The organism is Komagataeibacter xylinus (assembly GCF_009834365.1).
Classification (GTDB): domain Bacteria; phylum Pseudomonadota; class Alphaproteobacteria; order Acetobacterales; family Acetobacteraceae; genus Komagataeibacter; species Komagataeibacter xylinus_D.
In genome coordinates this window covers 484,884-504,142 of the sequence record NZ_CP041348.1, presented here as the reverse complement: position 1 = coordinate 504,142, position 19,259 = coordinate 484,884, and the positions used below count along the sequence as shown (strand labels likewise).

Sequence of the window (19,259 nt, the reverse complement as noted above, 5' to 3'; positions counted from 1 at the left end):
CCCCCTCAGGGGAGGGCAAGCCGCACCGAAACCGGACAGTGATCTGACAGGTGAGCGCTGCCATCCTGCGCCCGGTCACGATAGAGCATGACGCGCAGGCTGTCTGGCTGCACCCAGTCGCGCGCTGCCCCACCCATGATGATATGGTCAATGAAGTAGGTTCCCGCCCCGCACGGGCTGGCATGGCCCGCAGTGGTCAGCGTGAGGGGGCCGTTTTCGCCTAAAGTATGCAGCATCGGGTCATCGGGAGCGAACAGGCGGTTGAAATCGCCCAGTACGGCGAAGGGCTCGCCTTCATCCTGCCGTTCCATGATCCAGTCCTGCACCACGGCCATCTGCCGCCGCAGAGTGTTGCAGGCGGGCCTGCGGTCGGTGGGGCCTGAATCACGGCATCCGGCCTTGAGGTGAACCACCAGCACGCGCAGGCTGTCAGTTCCCGTGCCAATGGTCAGGTCCAGCCCCGCGCGCAGGTGGCGCGGTGCACCGGCGGCATAGACATCAAGCGCCGTGACATCGGGGTGGCGCGTGACAGGCAGGTCGGCCCGCACGGCGGCGGCCACTTTCTGCACCACCGGATCACCGGTTATGAAGAGATGATAGGCGGGCGCAGGGAACAGCCGGGCGGCAAGGGCCGGGTCATCCACTTCCTCCAGCGCTACGATATCAGGGGCAAGACGGCTGGCATAATGCGCCAGCCGCGCCATGTCGGTGGGCGTGCGGGGCGTGACATCGGGCGGCAGGGCGGGATCACCCTGCACGCGCGTGGTCAGCCATTCCAGGTTCCATGTTGAAACCTTCAGGCTGCCTGCCGCCCATGCGGGGCAGGCGGCCCAGATCATGACCAGCCCGGCCAGGGCTGCGGCCGGCCATGGCAGGCGGTTACGCCGTGGTGCTGTCAGCCTGCTGGGCGCGCAGCTTGGCAATGGCTTCATCGACATGGATGAAGGTGCGCGAGGTTTCATCGAGCACCACCACTTCCCCGCTGGCAATATCATAGAACCATCCCTGCAACGTCAGGGTGCCGCGGGCAAGCCCTGCCGCCACGGCGGGGTGGGTGCGCAGGTGCGCGATCTGGAGCTGCACGTTCTGCTCGGACAGGCTGCGCACGGTGGCGGGGCCGGCATCGGTGGCCTCGAGCACGGCGCGCGCGGCCTCGGCATTGCGCAGCCAGCTTGCCACGGTGGGCATCTTGTCAAGGTGGCTGGCCTGCGGGTCGAGCAGGGCCTTCATCGCGCCACAGTTGGAATGCCCGCAGACGATGATGTGCGACACCTTGAGCGCGCTGACCGCGTATTCGATGGCAGACGACACGCCGCCGAGCATCTCGCCATAGGCGGGCACGATATTGCCGATATTGCGCAGCACGAACAGGTCGCCCGGCTGGGTCTGGGTGATCATGCTGGGGTTCACCCGGCTGTCGGCGCAGGCGATGAACAGCGTATCGGGGGACTGGCTCTCGGCAAGGCTGGCGAAGAGGTCACGGTTCTGGGGAAAGACTTCGGTGTTGAAACGCTCAACGCCGTGCAGCAGTTCGATGAGGGTTTCCCGGGCAGTATTGGTATGGGCCATTGTAATATCCTGTCACCTGAATGTCCGGACCGATGTGAAGTCATGTCCTGTTGTGGCATCAAGGGGCAATGCACCGGTCGGAGGCATGTCCCGCTTCATCTATATCATGGAAACATCTGGCAGGCCCATCTGTTTCGCTATGAAGCCATGCGGAAATACTATGTTATCATAATATAGTTAATGAATATTAACTTTATGAATTGAAGTATTTCTGTCTTGCCGCAAGCGCCGTACAGCATAACGGCGCACCGAGGTGCGCCGTTGCATGGGCGTATGAAAGGTTCTGCCCGCCTGATCAGGCGGTGGTCGCCTGTGCCAGGGCTGTGCGCACGGCTTCAAGCGCTGCATCGGCCTTGCTGATGTCAGGGCCACCTGCCTGCGCCATGTCGCGCCGGCCGCCGCCGCCCTTGCCATCCATGGCGGCGCTGGCCGCGCGCACCAGGGTAACGGCATCGACCTTCTCGGCAAGGTCGGGCGTTGCGGCCACGACGATGCTGCCCTTGCCATCGGCGGTCGAGACGAGCGCGATCACGCCCGAGCCGATTTCCTTGCGCAGCGAATCCGCCAGCGGCTTGAGTTCCTTGGGCGGCAGTTCACCCACATTGCGGGCATCGAGCCTGATGCCGCCGATCTCGACAATGCTCGCCGCCGCCTGACTGCCCGAGGCGAGCTTGCGCTGCAGGTCGGAAATCTGGCGCTCCATCGCCTTGCGCTCTTCCAGCACCACGGCCAGGCGCTCCGGTGCCTCGGCAGCGGGCACGCGCAGCATGGCGGCGATCTGGTTCAGGCGTTCTTCGGTGGCGACCGTCGCGTTCTGCGCGGCAAGGCCGGTCACGGCCTCGATGCGGCGCACGCCAGAGGACACGCCACTTTCGGACGTAATGCGGAACAGCCCGATATCCCCCGTGCGGCGCACATGCGTGCCACCGCACAGTTCGATCGACCAGCCTGCGCGGCCTTCTTCCGGCCCGCCCATCGAGACAACACGGACCTCATCGCCATATTTCTCGCCGAACAGGGCCATCGCACCCTGCTCGATGGCTTCTTCGGGCGTCATGCTGCGGGTGGTGACATCCGTGTTCTCGCGGATGCGGGCATTCACCTCGGCCTCGATCTCGGCCAGTTCCTCGGGCGTGATCGGGCGGGGCTGGCTTACGTCAAAGCGCAGGCGGTCGGGCGCGTTCAGGCTGCCCTTCTGGGTCACGTGCGCGCCAAGCCTGCGGCGCAGGGCCTCGTGCAGCAGGTGGGTTGCCGAATGGTGGGCGCGGATGGCGCTGCGGCGGTCGTGATCCACCTGCGCGGTCACGGCCATGCCGGGCTTGACCGTGCCTTCAATGACGGTGCCATAATGCACCAGCAGGTCACCCAGCTTCTTCTGGGTGTCGGTGATGGCAATGTGCAGGCCGGGCGCGGTGATGGTGCCGGTATCGCCCACCTGGCCGCCGCTCTCGCCATAGAAGGGGGTCTGGTTGAGCAGCAGGGCCACCTTGCTGCCGGGGCCTGCAGAGTCGACCTGCGCGTTATCCATCACCACGGTCTGCACCTCGGCATCCGAGGTCTCGGTGGTGTAGCCCAGGAACTCGGTCGCGCCGAAGGTATCACGCGCCTCGAACCATACGGTCTCGGTGGCGCTGTCGCCCGAACCGCTCCAGGCAGCGCGGGCGCGCTTGCGCTGCACGTCCATCGCCTCGTTGAAGCCTTCCACATCCACGCCGTGGCTGGTGCCGCGCAGGGCGTCCTGTGTCAGGTCAAGCGGGAAGCCGAAGGTGTCATACAGCTTGAAGGCGACATCGCCGGGCAGGGGCGCGCCATCGCCAAGGCGTTCGGTCTCGTCCGCCAGCAGCGACAGGCCACGGTCGAGCATGGCCTTGAAGCGCAGTTCCTCGCCCTTCATCGTCTCCTCGATCAGGGCGCGGGCGTGGATCAGCTCGGGATAGGCCTCGCCCATCTGCCGGATCAGCGCGGGGACGAGCCTGTAGAAGGTTGGCTCGGTCGTGCCCATCAGGTGCAGGTGGCGCATGGCGCGGCGCATGATGCGGCGCAGTACGTAGCCGCGCCCGTCCTTGGATGGCAGCACGCCATCGGCAATCAGGAACGAGGTCGAGCGCAGGTGGTCGGCCACCACGCGGTGGCTGGCGTTGAACGGGCCATCAGGGTCCTGGCCCGTGACCTCGGCCGAGGCCAGGATCAGCGCGCGGAAGGTATCGGTATCATAATTGTCGCGTTTGCCCTGCAGGATGGCGGCAAAGCGCTCCAGCCCCAGCCCGGTATCAATCGAGGGGCGTGGCAGCGGCGAACGCGTGCCGGGCGGGTTCTCGAAATACTGCATGAACACGAGGTTCCAGATTTCGGTAAACCGGTCGCCGTCCTCATCGGGGGAGCCGGGGGGGCCGCCCGCCACTTCAGGGCCGTGGTCATAAAAGATTTCCGAACACGGGCCGCAGGGTCCGGTATCGCCCATGCGCCAGAAATTGTCGGCGGTGGGGATGCGGATGATCCGGTCATCAGACAGGCCGGCAATCTTGCGCCACAGGGAGGCTGCTTCCTCGTCATCGGCATAGACGGTGGTGAGCAGCTTCTCCTTTGGCAGGCCGAAGGTGCTGGTGACCAGCTTCCAGGCCAGTTCGATGGCTTCCGCCTTGAAATAATCCCCGAACGAGAAATTCCCCATCATCTCGAAGAAGGTATGATGGCGGGCGGTGTAGCCCACATTGTCCAGGTCGTTGTGCTTGCCGCCCGCGCGCACGACTTTCTGGGCCGTGGTGGCGCGGGAGTAGGGGCGCGTTTCCTGCCCGGTGAACACGTTCTTGAACTGCACCATACCCGCATTGGTAAAGAGCAGCGTCGGATCGTTATGCGGCACCAGTGACGAGGACGGCACGATCTGATGCCCGTTCCCCGCAAAATAGTCGAGGAAGGTGGCACGAATGTCGTTTGTTGTGGGCATGGCGGAAAACAGACGATCCTGTATTGAAAGATATAGATGTAAAACCGGATTCATTCACCTAGCGCACGTAGCACCAGACCGGAAGTGCCAACATGCGCGTAAACCCCAGATGGCGGATGCGTGACAGGCTCGCTCCCTGCATGAAAGGACGGAACATGGACGATGAATGGCAGGCCGAACGCGACTGGCCCCTGCTGGCTACGGGGCTTGCGGGCCGCCTGCGCCGTGACTGCATGGCGCAGTGGCTGGACTTTGTGCGCCACCCCTTTGTGCGCGGAGTGGCAGATGGCACGTTGCCACCCGAGGCGTTCCGCAATTTCCTGATTCAGGACTACCTGTATCTCATCCAGTATGCCCGCGCCTGCGCACTGGCGGTGTACAAGGCCGATACGGTGGCCAGCATGCGCCATGCAGCAGGGCTGATGGCGGGCATACTCAACACCGAACTGGCCATGCATGTGGGCTATTGCCGTCAGTGGGGCATAGAAGAATCCACGCTTGAAAACGCTGAAGAATCGCTCGAATTACTTGCCTATAGCCGCTTTATACTTGACCGTGCCCAGGCAGGCGACCTGCTTGACCTGATGGTGACCATGGCCCCGTGCCTGATTGGCTATGCGGAGGTCGGCGCAAGGCTGCATGCAAGCCCGCTGACCGTGCGCGAGGGCAATCCATACTGGTCGTGGATCGCGCTTTATGGGGGAGATGAGTATACGCAACTGGTAGAGGATGGCATTCGCCAGCTTGACGCGTTGGCCACCCCTTATGGGGCGCAGGCGCGTTATCCGACCTTGTTGCGGGCGTTTGCCACGGCGGTGCGGCTCGAGACCGCCTTCTGGGGCACCGGGCGTTCGGGCTGAAAAGGCAGGATTTCGGCTGTTTTCTTGGGCAGGGCGGGGGGCTTGGCGTGGAATACCATTTTGCGGCTGATATGGAAGTTCGCCATCATGCCCGCAACCGACCCTGCTGCCAGAGCCAGAAACGGATAGGCCTTGAACACGGGTGAGGTGTGGAACAGCATGAACACGCAGCCACGGTTCAGGAAAAAGCCCAGCGCATTACCCGCCAGAAAGCGTAGCCACTGAATGAAGAAATGATGCTGGTTCCCCGCCTTGCGGAAGGTCCAGAGCCGGTTGATCAGCCAGTTGATCGAGGCGGCAATGAAATAAGCGGCGATGGTGGCCGTAGTCAGCCCCACAAAAGGACGCAGGCCATAAAGTGTTGCCGTGTCCCATCCCAACCCCAATACGCCGACAATTCCGAACTTGATGAACTGGTGCAGCTTTTCGGAGCGGATTTTGAACACAGGATTATCCTTTTTCCGAAAAAGCGGGTTGGCCATGGGGTGGAAACGGACATTCAGGCATTGCCTGGTACATCCTGGCTGACTGATAGAATAATCAATGCGCCAGAAAAAGAGGAAAGGGAGCAAATAATGCTCCCTTTCCCTTCAGCATCATCAGTGCAGGATGATCTCGACGCGACGGTTCTGGGGCTCACGGGTGTCGGGACCGGTGGGCACCAGCGGGTGGGCTTCGCCGTAGCCATGGATGTCGATGGCGTTGGCGGGCACGCCGTCACGGATCAGTTCAGCCTTCACGCTGTCAGCACGACGCATGGACAGGCCAAGGTTGTACTTCTCACCGCGCGGACCCGGATGGGCGGAGGTGTTATCGGTGTAACCGTTAACTTCGATGCGCGTGGTCTGGACGTGGGTGGAAGCCTGTGCGGCTTCGGCCACGATCTCACGCGAGCGACCGGTCAGGGCTGCGCCGTCCCAGTCGAAGAAGACGAGGTAGGTGCGGGCTGCGGTCGGTGCGGGCGGCACGACGGCGGGAGCCGGCGGCGGCGGCGGCGGCGCGTTGTTGAACGCGTAGCGGACGCCTACGATGAACTGGTGGTTGAAGCGGTGATCGAAGCGGAGAGCGCCGGTCTCGCCACCTGCTTCAGCCTTGATGTTGCCCATGCCGAAGGACTCGACCTGGCCCACCATGCGGTATTCGGTGGTCATCTGCAGGCCGGGCACGCCCGGAATGTCATAGGCTGCACCGACGATACCCTGATAGGCGAAGCTGCCGTTGGTGCCGTGCAGGCGGGCATTCGGGCTGCTTGCGCCACCCAGGGCGGCCATGGTGTTGCTGTTCACGTTCTGCCACAGGTAACCGGCACCGACACCGACGAACGGCGTGACAGGCACATCGATGTTGAACAGACGCTTCAGGTCGATGTCATACAGGACGTTGATGAAGCCGCCATAGGAGCGGTCGCTGCCCTTGTCGCTACCGCTCTTGCGATAGATTTCCGACCAGTTGTAAGCGCCTTCAACTTCAGCACGCAGGCCGTTGCCAAAGCCCCAGCCAACCGAGCCGAAGCCGGTCCAGCCATGACGGTGGCCAACGCGACCTGCGCCAGCGCCTTCGTCACCATAGCCCGGGACACGGGTGTGCTGGGTCTGGGTCAGGTTATAGCCGCCGCCGATATCGACATACGGGCCGGTGATGGTCGTGGCCTTGGCTGCGAACGGTGTCGCTGCAAGCAGGCTGGTTGCCAGCAGGGCAGAGCGGAGACGCATCTGGTGGTCCTTCCTCATGTTATTACTTCTTTGTAAACGACATCATTGCCATGATGCGATGATTAATCGATCTCGTCACTTAAACACGATGCCGGACATGTGGTTCCGCGCTGCTCGTTGTTCCAGTCATGCGCAAAGGTAACACGCTATGCGAGGCAATCATTGATAGGGATTTTTTTATTTTTAAACAATGACTTATGGAATGTTCTGACTGTTGCAAACAATCTTGTGCCAGAAGATTTTGCAGATTTTGTGGCATGAAGAGCACAGTCGCGCCGGCCCTTCTGGCAATATTAAACAAAGTTTCAGAAACAAAAAAAGGGAGCCCGAAGGCTCCCTTTTCTTTGACCAATCTGGTCGGGATCAGTGCAGGATGATCTCGACGCGACGGTTCTGGGGCTCACGGGTGTCGGGACCGGTGGGCACCAGCGGGTGGGCTTCGCCGTAGCCATGGATGTCGATGGCGTTGGCGGGCACGCCGTCACGGATCAGTTCAGCCTTCACGCTGTCAGCACGACGCATGGACAGGCCAAGGTTGTACTTCTCACCGCGCGGACCCGGATGGGCGGAGGTGTTATCGGTGTAACCGTTAACTTCGATGCGCGTGGTCTGGACGTGGGTGGAAGCCTGTGCGGCTTCGGCCACGATCTCACGCGAGCGACCGGTCAGGGCTGCGCCGTCCCAGTCGAAGAAGACGAGGTAGGTGCGGGCTGCGGTCGGTGCGGGCGGCACGACGGCGGGAGCCGGCGGCGGCGGCGGCGGCGCGTTGTTGAACGCGTAGCGGACGCCTACGATGAACTGGTGGTTGAAGCGGTGATCGAAGCGGAGAGCGCCGGTCTCGCCGCCTGCTTCAGCCTTGATGTTGCCCATGCCGAAGGACTCGACCTGGCCCACCATGCGGTATTCGGTGGTCATCTGCAGGCCGGGCACGCCCGGAATGTCATAGGCTGCACCGACGATACCCTGATAGGCGAAGCTGCCGTTGGTGCCGTGCAGGCGGGCATTCGGGCTGCTTGCGCCACCCAGGGCGGCCATGGTGTTGCTGTTCACGTTCTGCCACAGGTAACCGGCACCGACACCGACGAACGGCGTGACAGGCACATCGATGTTGAACAGACGCTTCAGGTCGATGTCATACAGGACGTTGATGAAGCCGCCATAGGAGCGGTCGCTGCCCTTGTCGCTACCGCTCTTGCGATAGATTTCCGACCAGTTGTAAGCGCCTTCAACTTCAGCACGCAGGCCGTTGCCAAAGCCCCAGCCAACCGAGCCGAAGCCGGTCCAGCCATGACGGTGGCCAACGCGACCTGCGCCAGCGCCTTCGTCACCATAGCCCGGGACACGGGTGTGCTGGGTCTGGGTCAGGTTGTAGCCGCCGCCGATATCGACATACGGGCCAGTGATGGTCGTGGCCTTGGCTGCGAACGGTGTCGCTGCCAGCAGGCTGGTTGCCAGTAACGCTGCGCGAAGACGCATGTTTCAGTCCTTAATCTGTTGTTGCAGGGCAGAGCCCCGTCTTGTGATCGGGCAATGGGATTTGCCCCGAGACAGGGCAGCCTGAGATTACCCGCAAGCTATGAAGCGGGGATTAGCCTGTCTGGCCCGGCTTGAGAATGGGCAAAATGCGCCATGCGGGACAGGTGTGGCAAAAAAAGCACATATCTTTCGGTCCTCTTTGCCGCAGTCTATAAAAAACCCTGATTTTATAAGGATTTTTTTGAACCGCTTTCCCAGCCCCCCCTCATTTTGCATAGGACAATGGTGTAAACCGAAGGTCTGTTTCAACCCGTTTCGGGGCCGGAAACGGATTCTTCGGCACGGGCTGCGCACAGATGTGCCCCGTGCCGGATTCTCCATTTTTTTTCAATATATTGCAGTCGGAGCCTAGTGCAGGATGATTTCCACCCGGCGGTTCTGCGGTTCGCGCGTGTCCGGCCCGGTCGGCACGAGGGGGTGGCCCTCGCCATAGCCATGAATGTCGATGGCGCTGGCCGCCACGCCATCGCGGATCAGTTCCGCCTTTACACTCTCCGCCCGGTGCAGTGACAGGCCAAGGTTATATTTCTCGCCACGCGGACCGGGGTGGGCGGCGGAGTTATCGGTATAGCCGTTTACTTCAAGCCGCGTGGTCTGCACGTGGGCAGAGGCCTGCGCCGCCTGCGCCACGATGGCACGCGCGCGCTGGGTCAGGACCGCGCCATCCCAGTCAAAGAACACCAGATAGGTGCGAGCGGCGACTGGCGCGGGCGGCACGATGGCGGGTGCCGGCGGCGGGGGCGGCGGCGCGGTATTGAACGCATAGCGCACGCCTACGATGAACTGGTGGTTGAAGCGCTGGTCATAACGGATGGAATTGTGGTCGATCACCGGCTGGTTGTTGGCGTTGATCACGGTCTGGCCGAGATTGCCGTTGTTGAAGGATTCCACCTGGCCGATCATGCGGTATTCGGTGGTCATCTGCAGGCCCGGCACGCCGGGAATGTCATAGGCCGCACCGACAATGCCCTGATAGGCAAAGCTGCCGTTGGTGCCGTTATGGCGCACGTTTATGATGCTGTTCGTGATGGGCGTTTCATCATTCACGGTCTGCCACAGATAGCCCGCGCCCACGCCGATGAAGGGCGTTACCGGCACGTCGATTCCGAACAGGCGCTTGAGGTCGATGTCATACAGCACGTTGACAAAGCCGCCATAGGAGCGGTCGGCGCCATCGGTCTTGCCATGGCCGCCGCCATAGGATGTGGTGGTGTAGCGGGTGGTTTCCGACCAGTTATAGGCCCCTTCCACTTCCGCGCGCAGGCCGTTGCCAAAGCCCCAGCCGAAGGATGCGAATCCGGTCCAGCCCGCGCCATGATGCATGCGCTCGCGGGCGTTGCTGCCCGCATCGAGTTCCGGCTTCAGGAAGTTGGCGACATCCGGGGAAAACGCGCTGTTTTTTTCCTGCACGCCCTGCGCATCATAGGCGTGCATGTGCTGTGTCTGGGTCAGGTCATAGCCTCCGCCGATATCGACGTAAGGCCCGGTGATGGTCGTGGCCATTGCGGCCATGACAGGGGTGGTCGTGAGTGCAGTCGCCAGCAGTGCCGTGCGAAGACGCATGGTCCCGTCCTTGATGCTTGATCAGACGCCTTCTTTATTTGGTGGAGATGGGGGCATGTTCCACACTGGCCTGATACGGGTTGATCCGGGCGGCGCGTGTGCCGCCATTCCAGCGCCAGCGGGATATCAGGGGGGTGCGTAACCGCGTCCATCCGCATCAATCCATGGCAGGATCGTTTTGCGGGGCAAGGGTTGAAATAAGGTAAATGTAGCGGGTTGCCAGGCGGGTGCGGGCGGGGCTGTGGTCAGAATATCACAGCCCCGTCGTTGCAGGTGTCAGGGTGTGCAGCCATCCGCGCGCAGCACTTCAAGCACGGTTTCATCGGGTACGTCGCGGCAGGTAAAGGCACGGCCGATGCCGCGCACCAGCACGAAGGACAGGCGGCCATCACGCATTTTCTTGTCGCGCTGCATGTTGCGCACAAGCTGGGCGGCGGAGAAGTTGCGCCCCGTGTCGCCTATGCGCGCAGGCATGGACAGGCGCTCGAGATGACGGGTGACGCGGTCGAGATCCTCGGCCGGGCAGTACCCCAGCCGGACCGACAGCATGAAGGCCAGCCGCAGTCCGATCGATACCGCCTCGCCATGCAGCAGGCTGCCGTCATAGCCCATCTCGGCCTCCAGCGCGTGGCCGAAGGTGTGGCCAAGGTTGAGCAGGGCGCGGCCATCGGTCTTGCGCTCCTCGCGCTCGTCAGCCACCACCACGCGGGCCTTGAAGGCGCAGGCGAGGCGGATGGCCTCGGCCTGCATGGCCGGATCGCCCGCCAGCACTGCAGCGCCATGGCGCTCGCACCAGTCAAACAGCCCTGCATCGCCCAGCAGGCCGGATTTTACGATCTCGGCGTAACCGGCCTTCAGTTCACGCACAGGCAGGGTGGCGAGCGTGGAGGTATCGGCCAGCACCGCGATGGGCTGGTGAAACGCGCCGAGCAGGTTCTTGCCAAAGGGCGTGTTGATGCCGGTCTTGCCACCGACCGACGAATCCACCTGCGAGAGCAGCGTGGTCGGAATCTGCACGAAGGGCAGCCCGCGCAGCGTGGTGGCCGCACAGAAGCCCGAAAGATCGCCCACCACGCCCCCGCCCAGGGCCACGACCGTGGTGCCGCGCTCGACATGCGCCTCGAGCAGGGCGTTGGTCACGCGCTCGTACTGGCTGATGCTCTTTGATCCCTCGCCGGGCGGGATGGTGATGGTCTCGGCGCGGATGCCGGTCTCCGCCAGGGCTTCAAGCAGGCGAGGCAGGTGCAGGGGCGAGACGGTGGCGTCCGTAATTACCATCACGCGCTTCTGGGGCAGCACCGGGGCCAGCAGCGCGCCCGCGCGGCGGATCACGTCGGGGCCGATCAGCACCTCGTAGCTGGCACGGTCGAGCCGTACGGGCACGCGCAGGGGCTGCTGGTTGTGCTGCAGGGCGTGCAGCACATGGTCGGCGCTGTGTTCCACGTTGTCATCTCCACAATCAACGATAATGTCCGCTTCCGCATAGACCGGATGGCGCAGGCGCATAAGGTCGGCCAGCACCGCATGCGGTGTTGCGTTGTTGAGCAGCGGGCGGTGCGTGCGGTCGGCCACGCGCTGCACCAGCACGTCAAGCGGGCAGCGCAGCCAGATCGATACGGCATGCTCGCGCACGCTTGCACGCGTGCGCCCATCCATGAAGGCCCCGCCACCGGTAGCCAGCACCACGGGCGGGCCGGACAGCAGGCGGCGGATGACCAGCCGCTCGCCGCGGCGGAACTCGGCCTCGCCATAGCGCTGGAACAGGTCGGCGATGGTGCAGCCGGCGGCGCGCTCGATTTCCTCATCCGAATCGACAAAGGGCACGCCCAGCCTCGCGGCCAGCAGGCGGCCGATCGTGGTCTTGCCCGCGCCCATAAGCCCGACCAGCACGATGGTGCGCCCGCTGCCCGGCTGCCGTGGGCTGGCGGGGCCAACGGCGTTCAGGTCAAGGGGGATGGCAAGGGATGCGGGCTCCGGCTGGGGCCGAATGGGGGGAATCTGGCGTGACATGCCGCGCAACCTAACATACAGCAGGACAGGACCGGTAGAGTCCGTGGTCAGGGCCAGCCACGCGTGGGCGCGGCAGCACGCTTGCGCGCGCCTTGTCCTGGGGCCGCCGGGGTTCGCAGCATAGGAAAGCGGTTGAATGATCCGTATTGTTATTGCCCTGGCCAGTGTTCTGATCCTGTGCGTGATAGGGGGCTTTTTTGCGCTCGGGGCCTTTCCGCCCGCGCTGGTGCAGGAAGATGTGCACAAGGATGTGTCCTTCGCCGCCCCGCCGCCAGCCGCCCTGCCGCCCCTCGGCGCGCCCGCCCCGCTGCCGGTAGCGCCACTGGCCCCGGGCTGAGCAAGCGGGGAGACAGGTGAGCGCAAGCGGCGTTGATGCCTTTATCGAGATGCAGGCCGCCGAGCGCGGGGCGGCGCTGAACACCATCCGCGCCTATACCCGCGACCTTGCGGATATGAATGCTGCCCTGCACGCCCGGGGCGTAACGCCGCTCACGGCGGGTGAGGGTGATCTGCGCGACTACCTTTCGGGCCTTGCGCGGCAGGGGCTGGCGGCGCGTACGCAGGCGCGCAGGTTGTCGTGCCTGAAGCAGTATTTCCTGTTCCTGGCCCGCGAGGGGATGCGGCCTGACAACCCCGCCGCCCTGCTTGAGGCCCCCCGGCTCGATGCGCCCCTGCCGCGATTCCTGTCCGAGCCCGAGGTGACGGATCTGCTGGCCGCCTGCGTGCCCGAGCCCGATGCCACACCCGCGCGCAGGCGCAGGCTCATGGTGGCGCGGGCTGCCCTTGAAATGCTCTATGCCTCGGGCCTGCGTATATCGGAACTGCTATCGCTGCCCCGCCGCGCGCTTGATGCGGCACCGGGCATGATGCTGGTGCGCGGCAAGGGCGGGCGCGAGCGGATGGTGCCCATGTCGGCCCGTGCGCGTGAGGCGGCGCGTGCGCTGATGGCGCTCGATGCCGGGCGCGAAAGCCCGTACCTGTTTCCCGGGCGGAGTGCCCGCCAGCCCATGACCCGGCAGGGATTCGACCGCATCCTGCACGATGTGGCGCTGCGCGCGGGGCTGGACCCGCAGCGCCTGTCGCCGCATGTGCTGCGTCATTCCTTCGCCACCCATCTGCTGGCCCACGGGGCGGATCTGCGCGCGTTGCAGGTGCTGCTCGGCCATGCGGATATTGCCACTACGCAGATCTATACCCATGTCATGCTCGACCGCCTGCGTGATGCCGTGGCGCAGCACCATCCGCTGGCGCAGGGGGACGACAGCGCGAGTTGAAAAGCTGCCAGACGTAAAACAGTTTCTGGTGAAGCCTTTTTCAAAAAGCTTCGAATAATGCTGACTTTATTCAAAAGGATCGTTCTCGCGCCTGCTTTTGCAGGCAATTGAAAATCGGCCTGCCGCCAGGGCACGATGCGCGTTGCCGGCAGAAATGGTACGCCAGCGCCCGGCAGGGCCGGACGGACAAAAATGCATGGCAGGCGGAATTCCATGCGTGAAAATGTTTGGCTGGCACGCAGGCTGTGCTATCGGCAGCGCATGCGCCAGTTTCTAGATTTCGAAAAGTCGGTCGCCGAGCTTGAGAACAAGATCGACGAACTTCGCAGGATGTCCGGTCCGGACGGGATCAACATTGCGGAAGAGATCACCCGGTTGAGCGAAAAAGCCGACCGGCAGCTGCGTACGGCCTACGCCAAGCTGACTCCGTGGCAGAAGGTGCAGGTGGCCCGCCATGCCCAGCGCCCGCACACGGTCGATTACATCGATGCGCTGATTACCGAGTTCTCGCCGCTTGCGGGTGACCGGCTGTTTGGCGATGACAAGGCCATCATTGGCGGCGTGGGCCGGTTCAATGACCAGCCCGTGGTTGTGATCGGCACCGAGCGCGGCGCCGAGATCGAGACCCGCCTCAAGCACAATTTCGGCATGGCCCGGCCCGAGGGCTACCGCAAGGCCCAGCGCCTGATGAAGCTGGCGGGGCGATTCGGCCTGCCGGTCCTGACCTTTATCGACACGTCGGGCGCGTGGCCCGGCATTGATGCCGAAGCCCGTGGCCAGGCGGAAGCCATTGCCCGCTCCATCGAGACCTGCCTGAACGTGCCGGTGCCCGTCATCGCCACCGTGATTGGCGAAGGTGGCTCCGGCGGGGCCGTGGCCCTTGGCGCGGGTGACCGGGTGATGATGCTCGAGCACGCCATCTACTCCGTCATCTCACCCGAGGCCTGTGCCTCCATCCTGTGGCGTGACCCCAAGCAGGCTTCCACCGCAGCCGATGCGCTCAAGATCACCGCGCAGGACCTGCTTCAGTTGCGGCTGATCGACCGGATCATTCCCGAGCCGCTCGGTGGCGCGCAGCGTGACCCCAAGGCGGCCATCCGCGCGGTGGGCGACGCCATTGCTGCCGAACTGCCCGGGCTGCTGGCCAAGGACCCGGTGCTGCTCAAGGCGCAGCGCCGCGAGAAATTCCTGGCCATGGGGCGTGAAGCCGTCGCCTGACGGCTTTGGCTAGTAAAAGTTTTTGGTGAAGCTTTTTTTCAAAAAGCTTCAAGAAACGCCGCCTTTTTGAAAAAAGGCGGCACCCGAAAACTTTTATTGTTTCCCAACAGGTTCAGGCCTTTGCCGGTTCACCCGGCAGGGGCGCAAAGCCAAGGCCGGTAATCAGGTCGCGCACGGCGGTGGCGGCTGCGCTTACGGCCTGCGTGTCCGTGCCCTTGCACAGCAGGCACACGCCGCGCTGGCTCTCATCAAGCCGGTAGGGGTAGGAGCCGATGTCAATGGCGGGGTAGCGCTCCTGTATTGCCTCAAGCGGAGCAGCAAGCGTGCCTTCATACAGGCCATTGGCATGCCACGCCTGTGAGGTAACGGGCGTGCCGTGGGGCAGGGTGGGCAGCACTTCCTCGAACATCGCGCGCATGATGCGGGGCACGCCTGCCATCACATGCACATTGCCCATGGTAAAGCCTGGTGCCACCGAAACCGAATTGCGGATTGGCGTCGCCCCCTGTGGCATGGTGGCCATGCGCTGGCGGGCGGCGTTGAACTCACCGGGCGCGAAATGGGCTTCGAGCAAGCTGAAGGTCTCGGGGTGGTGCACCCAGGGCACGCCAAACGATTCCGCAACGCAGGCGGAGGTAATGTCATCATGCGTCGGCCCGATGCCGCCGGTGGTGAACACATTGTCATAGGCCGCCCGCGCCTCGGTCACGTTACGGACAATGACGGCGCGGATATCGGGAATGATGCGCACTTCGCTCAGCGTGATGCCGGTTTCCGACAGGCGACGGGCAATATACTGCACGTTTACATCCTGTGTCCGGCCGGACAGGATTTCGTTGCCAATGACCAGCAGGCAGGCGGTGGGGTTCATGATCGGCATTCCACTAGGTTGCGGGCAGGGGCGTTCTGGCCCCACCCTGTAACGACCGCCAGCTTACCCCAAAGGAGAACGCATGAACACGCCAGCGATGCCAGACCCCTGCTGCGTATGGGATATCAGGGCACAACTTGGTGAGGGGCCGGTGTGGTCCACGCGCGAGCAGGCGCTTTATTTTGTCGATATCGTGGGCCAGGCCATCCACCGCCTTGACCCCGCCAGCGGGGCCAGAACGTCGTGGCAGGCCCCTGCACGGCCGGGCTTTGTCGTGCCGGTCAGTGATGGCACGCTGCTATGCGGGCTGAAGGATGGCCTGTACCGGCTTGATCCGCGTACCGGCGCGTTCGACCGCATGCTGGCAGTAGAGCCGGAGCATCCGGGCAACCGCATCAATGATGGCTGTGTCGATTCAAAGGGCCGGTTATGGTTCGGCACCATGGATGATGAGGAGGGCACGCCCTCCGGCGCATTGTATTCCGTCACCCGGCAGGCGCACGGGCTGGATGTGCTGCGGCATGATGAAGGATATGTCGTAACCAATGGCCCCGGTATCTCGCCCGATGGCACACGACTCTACCACAACCATTCGCCCGCGGGCCTGATTTACGTGTTTGACCTTGCCGCTGATGGCAGCCTGTCGAACCGGCGGGTCTTTGCGCGTGTGGAAGATGGCTACCCCGATGGCGTGGTGGTGGACAGCGCGGGCACGCTTTGGGTGGGAGTATGGAATGGCGGGCGCATCGAGCGTTTCCGCCCTGACGGCACGCGGCTTGAGCCGATTGCCATGCCCGCACAAAACGTGACCAAGGTGGCCTTTGGCGGGACGGACCTGCGCACGCTGTACGTAACCACAGCACGCAAGAACACGCCAGATGACGTGCTGGCCCGCTACCCGCAGGCAGGCAGCCTGTTCAGCCTGCGTGTGGACGTGCCGGGGCAGGAGCCGCACGCTTTCCCTGCGGCCTGAGCCCGCGCCAGCGCTTTATTTTTGCGAAAAGTGGGCACGAATTCCGGATCGGACCAGATGGATTTCACCTGTCCGGGTTTCAGCGTCACCGCGCTGGTGTCTCGTGGCCGGAGCATGCGCAGGAAAGCATTCAGGGAGACGGGGCCACAGGCGTCAGGGCCTCCATGCCCATCAGGTCATGGTCGTGACTACACGCCTGGCGTGCCGTCCCTGCGCATCATGAAATAGTTTGAGCTCTCGCCTTCAGCAAACGGAAAAAAGCGGGCCGATACCACATCATCGGCAAGGATATCCATCCGTTCAGATATGGCGGCAATGTCGAGAAACAGGTCTATGCCGCAGGAATTATCGGGTGCGACCGTGCAGATATCATACTCTGGCCGGGCACCGTTATGGCGGGCGATGAATTCCCTGTAGGCAGGACCGAAGGATGCGCCGATCTGTTTCTCCACCGCCGCGATGTCCTCTTCCGCCGGTATGCGGGAGAGGGAGCGAGATCGATCATGCCATTTTCCGTATCTTACAGCAGATCCTGCAGGAGCGGGATCAGCGGGCGATCGGCATCGGGCATGGGGTAGTCGCGCAGTTTCCCGGCGGGCACCCATTCCAGCTTCTGCCCCTCGCGCGGGGTGGGCGTGTTCTTCCACCGGTGGCAGACATAAACGGGCATGAGCAGATGGAAATGCCCGTAATCGTGTGAAATGAAGGTGAAGGGCGCCAGGCACGAGCGGGCCACGTCCAGCCCCAGTTCCTCATCAAGTTCGCGGATCAGGGCGGCCTCGGGGGTTTCGCCCGCTTCCACCTTCCCGCCGGGGAACTCCCACAGTCCGGCCATGGACTTGCCTTCAGGCCGGCGGGCAAGCAGCACGCGGGCATCCGAATCCACCAGTGCCACGGCGGCCACCAGCACGATCCGGCGCATATCGCCTGCCTGGGTCTCTTCCGTCATCTCCTCGCCCGACAGGTCGGCATGGCGTGCTTCAAACAGGCGCACCGGGTATTCGCCCCCGCGCGAGACGAATTCCTGCGTGCCTGTGCCATTTTCCCGAAAGCCGATGCGCCTGAGCACCGCGATCGAGGCATGGTTGTCGTGTGCGGCAGATGCGGTGAGCCGGTCCACCGGCAGGTTGGCCAGCGCCCAGCGTGCAAGCCGGCCCGCCGTGGTGCTGGCCACCTTGCGGTTCCAGTGTGCGCGGCCCACCCAGTAGCCCAGCGAGCACGAGCGGTCAGCGGCATTGATGCGCAGCCCGACGCAGCCGATCAGCGCATCGGGCTGCTCGGACTGCGGGCAGGTAATGGCGAAGTGATAGGCCTCGCCATGCTGCGACTGTTCGATGGTGGAGGCGATCCAGTCCTCGGTCATGGCCAGCGAATAGGGGAAGGGAACGCGGCTGAGCATCCGCACCACGCTCCAGTCATTGATCAGCCTGTGCATCGTGCCCGCATCAGATGTGCGGACTTCACGCAGGCGATATTCGCCGGCCTCGAGTAAGGTGGCTGAACCATGTCCCCCCTGATCCATCATGCCGATGCCGCACCCCGTGCAACCGGCGCGGGCGTATCGTCCTGCGCGGGCAGGCCGCATTCGACCAGCAGGGAGCGCAGGTTGTTGATGACCGGAAAGATTTCCTGGTTGCGGTCGCCGCCCTGCTCGTACCAGGCATTCTGCTCGAGTTCCACGATCTCGCGGTCCTCGCGGAAGATCCGCTCGGTGAACGCGGTCAGGAACGGCCAAGCCAGGTCCAGCACGCCGGGAATGCCGGGCCGCTTGATGGAGAGCAGGCCAAACACGCGGTTGGTCAGCTCGGCTTCATCCTGCGGCACGTAGGCAATCCACAGATCCATGACCGGCGGGCTGTCGCCTGTCTGGATATGCAGGGTCTGGTAGGGGTAGGTGGTGCGGATGGTCATGACATCGCGATGGGCGAATTTCTCGCTGTTATCGCGCTTCTGGCCAAAGATCAGCGCCTCGCCAATCGGCTGCTTGCCGCTTGTGCGCGCAAAGCTGTAGCGCGCCTCCACCAGGCCGGGACCGCGTTCCTGCCCCAGGAAGCGCGGCTTCATCTGCCCCATCTGCTTCATGTGCATGAACTGATGGTTCATATCCATCAGGTTCTCGTGCATGAAGCTGTAGTGGCAATGCACCAGCTGCCCGAAGCGGCGGGTCTTGTAGGCCGGGTTCGCCACCTCCGCCAGGCGCGGGAAGGGGGTTGTCTCCGCCTTGGCCGGATCACCGGGGAAAACGAAGATCAGCCCATCGACCTCGCGCACGGGGTAGGTGCGCACGCCGTTGGGCAGCTTGCCCTTGCCCAGATAGGGCACGTCGATGCACCGGCCCGAGCGGCCATAGGCCCAGCCGTGATAGCAGCATTGCACGGAGTCGCCCTTGACCGTGCCCTTGCTCAGGGGCACCTGCCGGTGGGCGCAGCGGTCTTCAAGCGCAAAGATGCTGCCGCCCTCACGCGGGCGGACGAGGGCAATGGGCTGGCCCGCATAGCGGGTGCCAATGGTTTTGCCGGGTTTCAGTTCCCGTGACCATGCAACGGGATACCAGAAATCGGGGTTGGCACGGATTCGGCGCAGATCCCGCCCGCTGGCCGGGGCGGAGGACTGCATGCTGTCAGGCGGTAACGACTGATCCATTGTCTCTCTTGACTGTTAACAGGGCATGGCAGCCGGATGTGCCATGGGCAGGACGTCGGGTACAACATATATTGCGACGCATT

Annotated in this window: 17 protein-coding genes; 5 read left to right on the top strand and 12 right to left on the bottom strand. The window is 63.5% G+C overall.

Translation table 11 applies throughout. The features are described 5' to 3' along the window. Positions 1–5: 5 nt before the first annotated feature. The 3 genes from FMA36_RS02460 to alaS form a co-directional block, all read right to left on the bottom strand. Positions 6–839 carry an endonuclease/exonuclease/phosphatase family protein gene (locus FMA36_RS02460; protein ID WP_240906542.1) on the bottom strand — a complete coding sequence of 278 codons (834 nt, stop codon included), beginning with the start codon at positions 837–839 and terminating at the stop codon, positions 6–8. A 40-nt stretch (positions 840–879) separates the two neighbouring features. Continuing rightward, positions 880–1,569, bottom strand: a complete 690-nt coding sequence (locus tag FMA36_RS02455) for a carbonic anhydrase (RefSeq protein ID WP_159260546.1) — start codon at positions 1,567–1,569, stop codon at positions 880–882. Between the two features lie 295 nt (positions 1,570–1,864). Then, on the bottom strand, positions 1,865–4,516 hold the full coding sequence (gene alaS / locus FMA36_RS02450; RefSeq protein WP_159260544.1) for an alanine--tRNA ligase: 2,652 nt from the start codon (positions 4,514–4,516) through the stop codon (positions 1,865–1,867). A 155-nt stretch (positions 4,517–4,671) separates the two neighbouring features. Between alaS and tenA the strand changes: the two genes are divergently transcribed. Then, positions 4,672–5,376, top strand: coding sequence for a thiaminase II (gene tenA / locus FMA36_RS02445; protein WP_159260542.1), 705 nt, complete (start codon positions 4,672–4,674; stop codon positions 5,374–5,376). On the opposite strand, the gene FMA36_RS02440 is transcribed toward tenA, so the two are convergent. The 5 genes from FMA36_RS02440 to aroB all read right to left on the bottom strand — a co-directional run bounded on the left by FMA36_RS02440 (position 5,298) and on the right by aroB (position 12,197). Continuing rightward, positions 5,298–5,858 carry a GtrA family protein gene (locus tag FMA36_RS02440; protein ID WP_159260540.1) on the bottom strand — a complete coding sequence of 187 codons (561 nt, stop codon included), beginning with the start codon at positions 5,856–5,858 and terminating at the stop codon, positions 5,298–5,300. The two genes, tenA and FMA36_RS02440, sit on opposite strands and share 79 nt — an antisense overlap. Positions 5,859–5,975: 117 nt before the next feature. After that, complete coding sequence (locus FMA36_RS02435; RefSeq protein ID WP_159260537.1) at positions 5,976–7,088, bottom strand: OmpA family protein; 1,113 nt, start codon at positions 7,086–7,088, stop codon at positions 5,976–5,978. Positions 7,089–7,451: 363 nt separating this feature from the next. Next, on the bottom strand, positions 7,452–8,564 hold the full coding sequence (locus tag FMA36_RS02430; RefSeq protein ID WP_159260535.1) for an OmpA family protein: 1,113 nt from the start codon (positions 8,562–8,564) through the stop codon (positions 7,452–7,454). 408 nt (positions 8,565–8,972) lie between these two features. Continuing rightward, positions 8,973–10,187: an OmpA family protein gene (locus FMA36_RS02425; RefSeq protein WP_159260533.1), complete on the bottom strand. Its 1,215-nt coding sequence runs from the start codon at positions 10,185–10,187 to the stop codon at positions 8,973–8,975. A gap of 276 nt (positions 10,188–10,463) precedes the next feature. Continuing rightward, a complete protein-coding gene (gene aroB, locus FMA36_RS02420) occupies positions 10,464–12,197 on the bottom strand; it encodes a 3-dehydroquinate synthase (RefSeq protein WP_159260531.1) in 1,734 nt (577 codons plus the stop codon). 136 nt (positions 12,198–12,333) lie between these two features. On the opposite strand from aroB, the gene FMA36_RS02415 reads away from it, so the two are divergent. From FMA36_RS02415 to FMA36_RS02405, 3 genes are all read left to right on the top strand, one after another. After that, entirely contained in the window at positions 12,334–12,534 is a 201-nt protein-coding gene (locus FMA36_RS02415; RefSeq protein ID WP_159260529.1) for a hypothetical protein, read from the top strand. Between the two features lie 16 nt (positions 12,535–12,550). Continuing rightward, entirely contained in the window at positions 12,551–13,471 is a 921-nt protein-coding gene (locus tag FMA36_RS02410) for a site-specific tyrosine recombinase XerD (protein WP_159260527.1), read from the top strand. Between the two features lie 261 nt (positions 13,472–13,732). After that, positions 13,733–14,689 (top strand): acetyl-CoA carboxylase carboxyltransferase subunit alpha, encoded by a 957-nt coding sequence (locus FMA36_RS02405; protein WP_159263520.1) that lies wholly within the window; start codon positions 13,733–13,735, stop codon positions 14,687–14,689. A 112-nt stretch (positions 14,690–14,801) separates the two neighbouring features. Here the strand turns inward: FMA36_RS02405 and FMA36_RS02400 are convergent, their stop codons facing one another. After that, positions 14,802–15,560 (bottom strand): competence/damage-inducible protein A, encoded by a 759-nt coding sequence (locus tag FMA36_RS02400; RefSeq protein ID WP_159260525.1) that lies wholly within the window; start codon positions 15,558–15,560, stop codon positions 14,802–14,804. A 97-nt stretch (positions 15,561–15,657) separates the two neighbouring features. Between FMA36_RS02400 and FMA36_RS02395 the strand changes: the two genes are divergently transcribed. After that, positions 15,658–16,533: an SMP-30/gluconolactonase/LRE family protein gene (locus tag FMA36_RS02395; RefSeq protein WP_159263518.1), complete on the top strand. Its 876-nt coding sequence runs from the start codon at positions 15,658–15,660 to the stop codon at positions 16,531–16,533. A 188-nt stretch (positions 16,534–16,721) separates the two neighbouring features. On the opposite strand, the gene FMA36_RS19660 is transcribed toward FMA36_RS02395, so the two are convergent. From FMA36_RS19660 to FMA36_RS02380, 3 genes are read right to left on the bottom strand one after another with little or no spacing between them, the layout of a single operon-like run. Then, positions 16,722–17,138, bottom strand: a complete 417-nt coding sequence (locus FMA36_RS19660) for an SMI1/KNR4 family protein (RefSeq protein ID WP_276612596.1) — start codon at positions 17,136–17,138, stop codon at positions 16,722–16,724. Then, positions 17,054–18,058, bottom strand: a complete 1,005-nt coding sequence (locus FMA36_RS02385; protein ID WP_159260521.1) for a bifunctional GNAT family N-acetyltransferase/(deoxy)nucleoside triphosphate pyrophosphohydrolase — start codon at positions 18,056–18,058, stop codon at positions 17,054–17,056. The genes FMA36_RS19660 and FMA36_RS02385 overlap by 85 nt, the downstream gene beginning before the upstream one ends. Continuing rightward, positions 18,055–19,176, bottom strand: coding sequence for a Rieske 2Fe-2S domain-containing protein (locus tag FMA36_RS02380; RefSeq protein ID WP_408885642.1), 1,122 nt, complete (start codon positions 19,174–19,176; stop codon positions 18,055–18,057). The genes FMA36_RS02385 and FMA36_RS02380 overlap by 4 nt, the downstream gene beginning before the upstream one ends. Between the last annotated feature and the right edge of the window lie 83 nt (positions 19,177–19,259).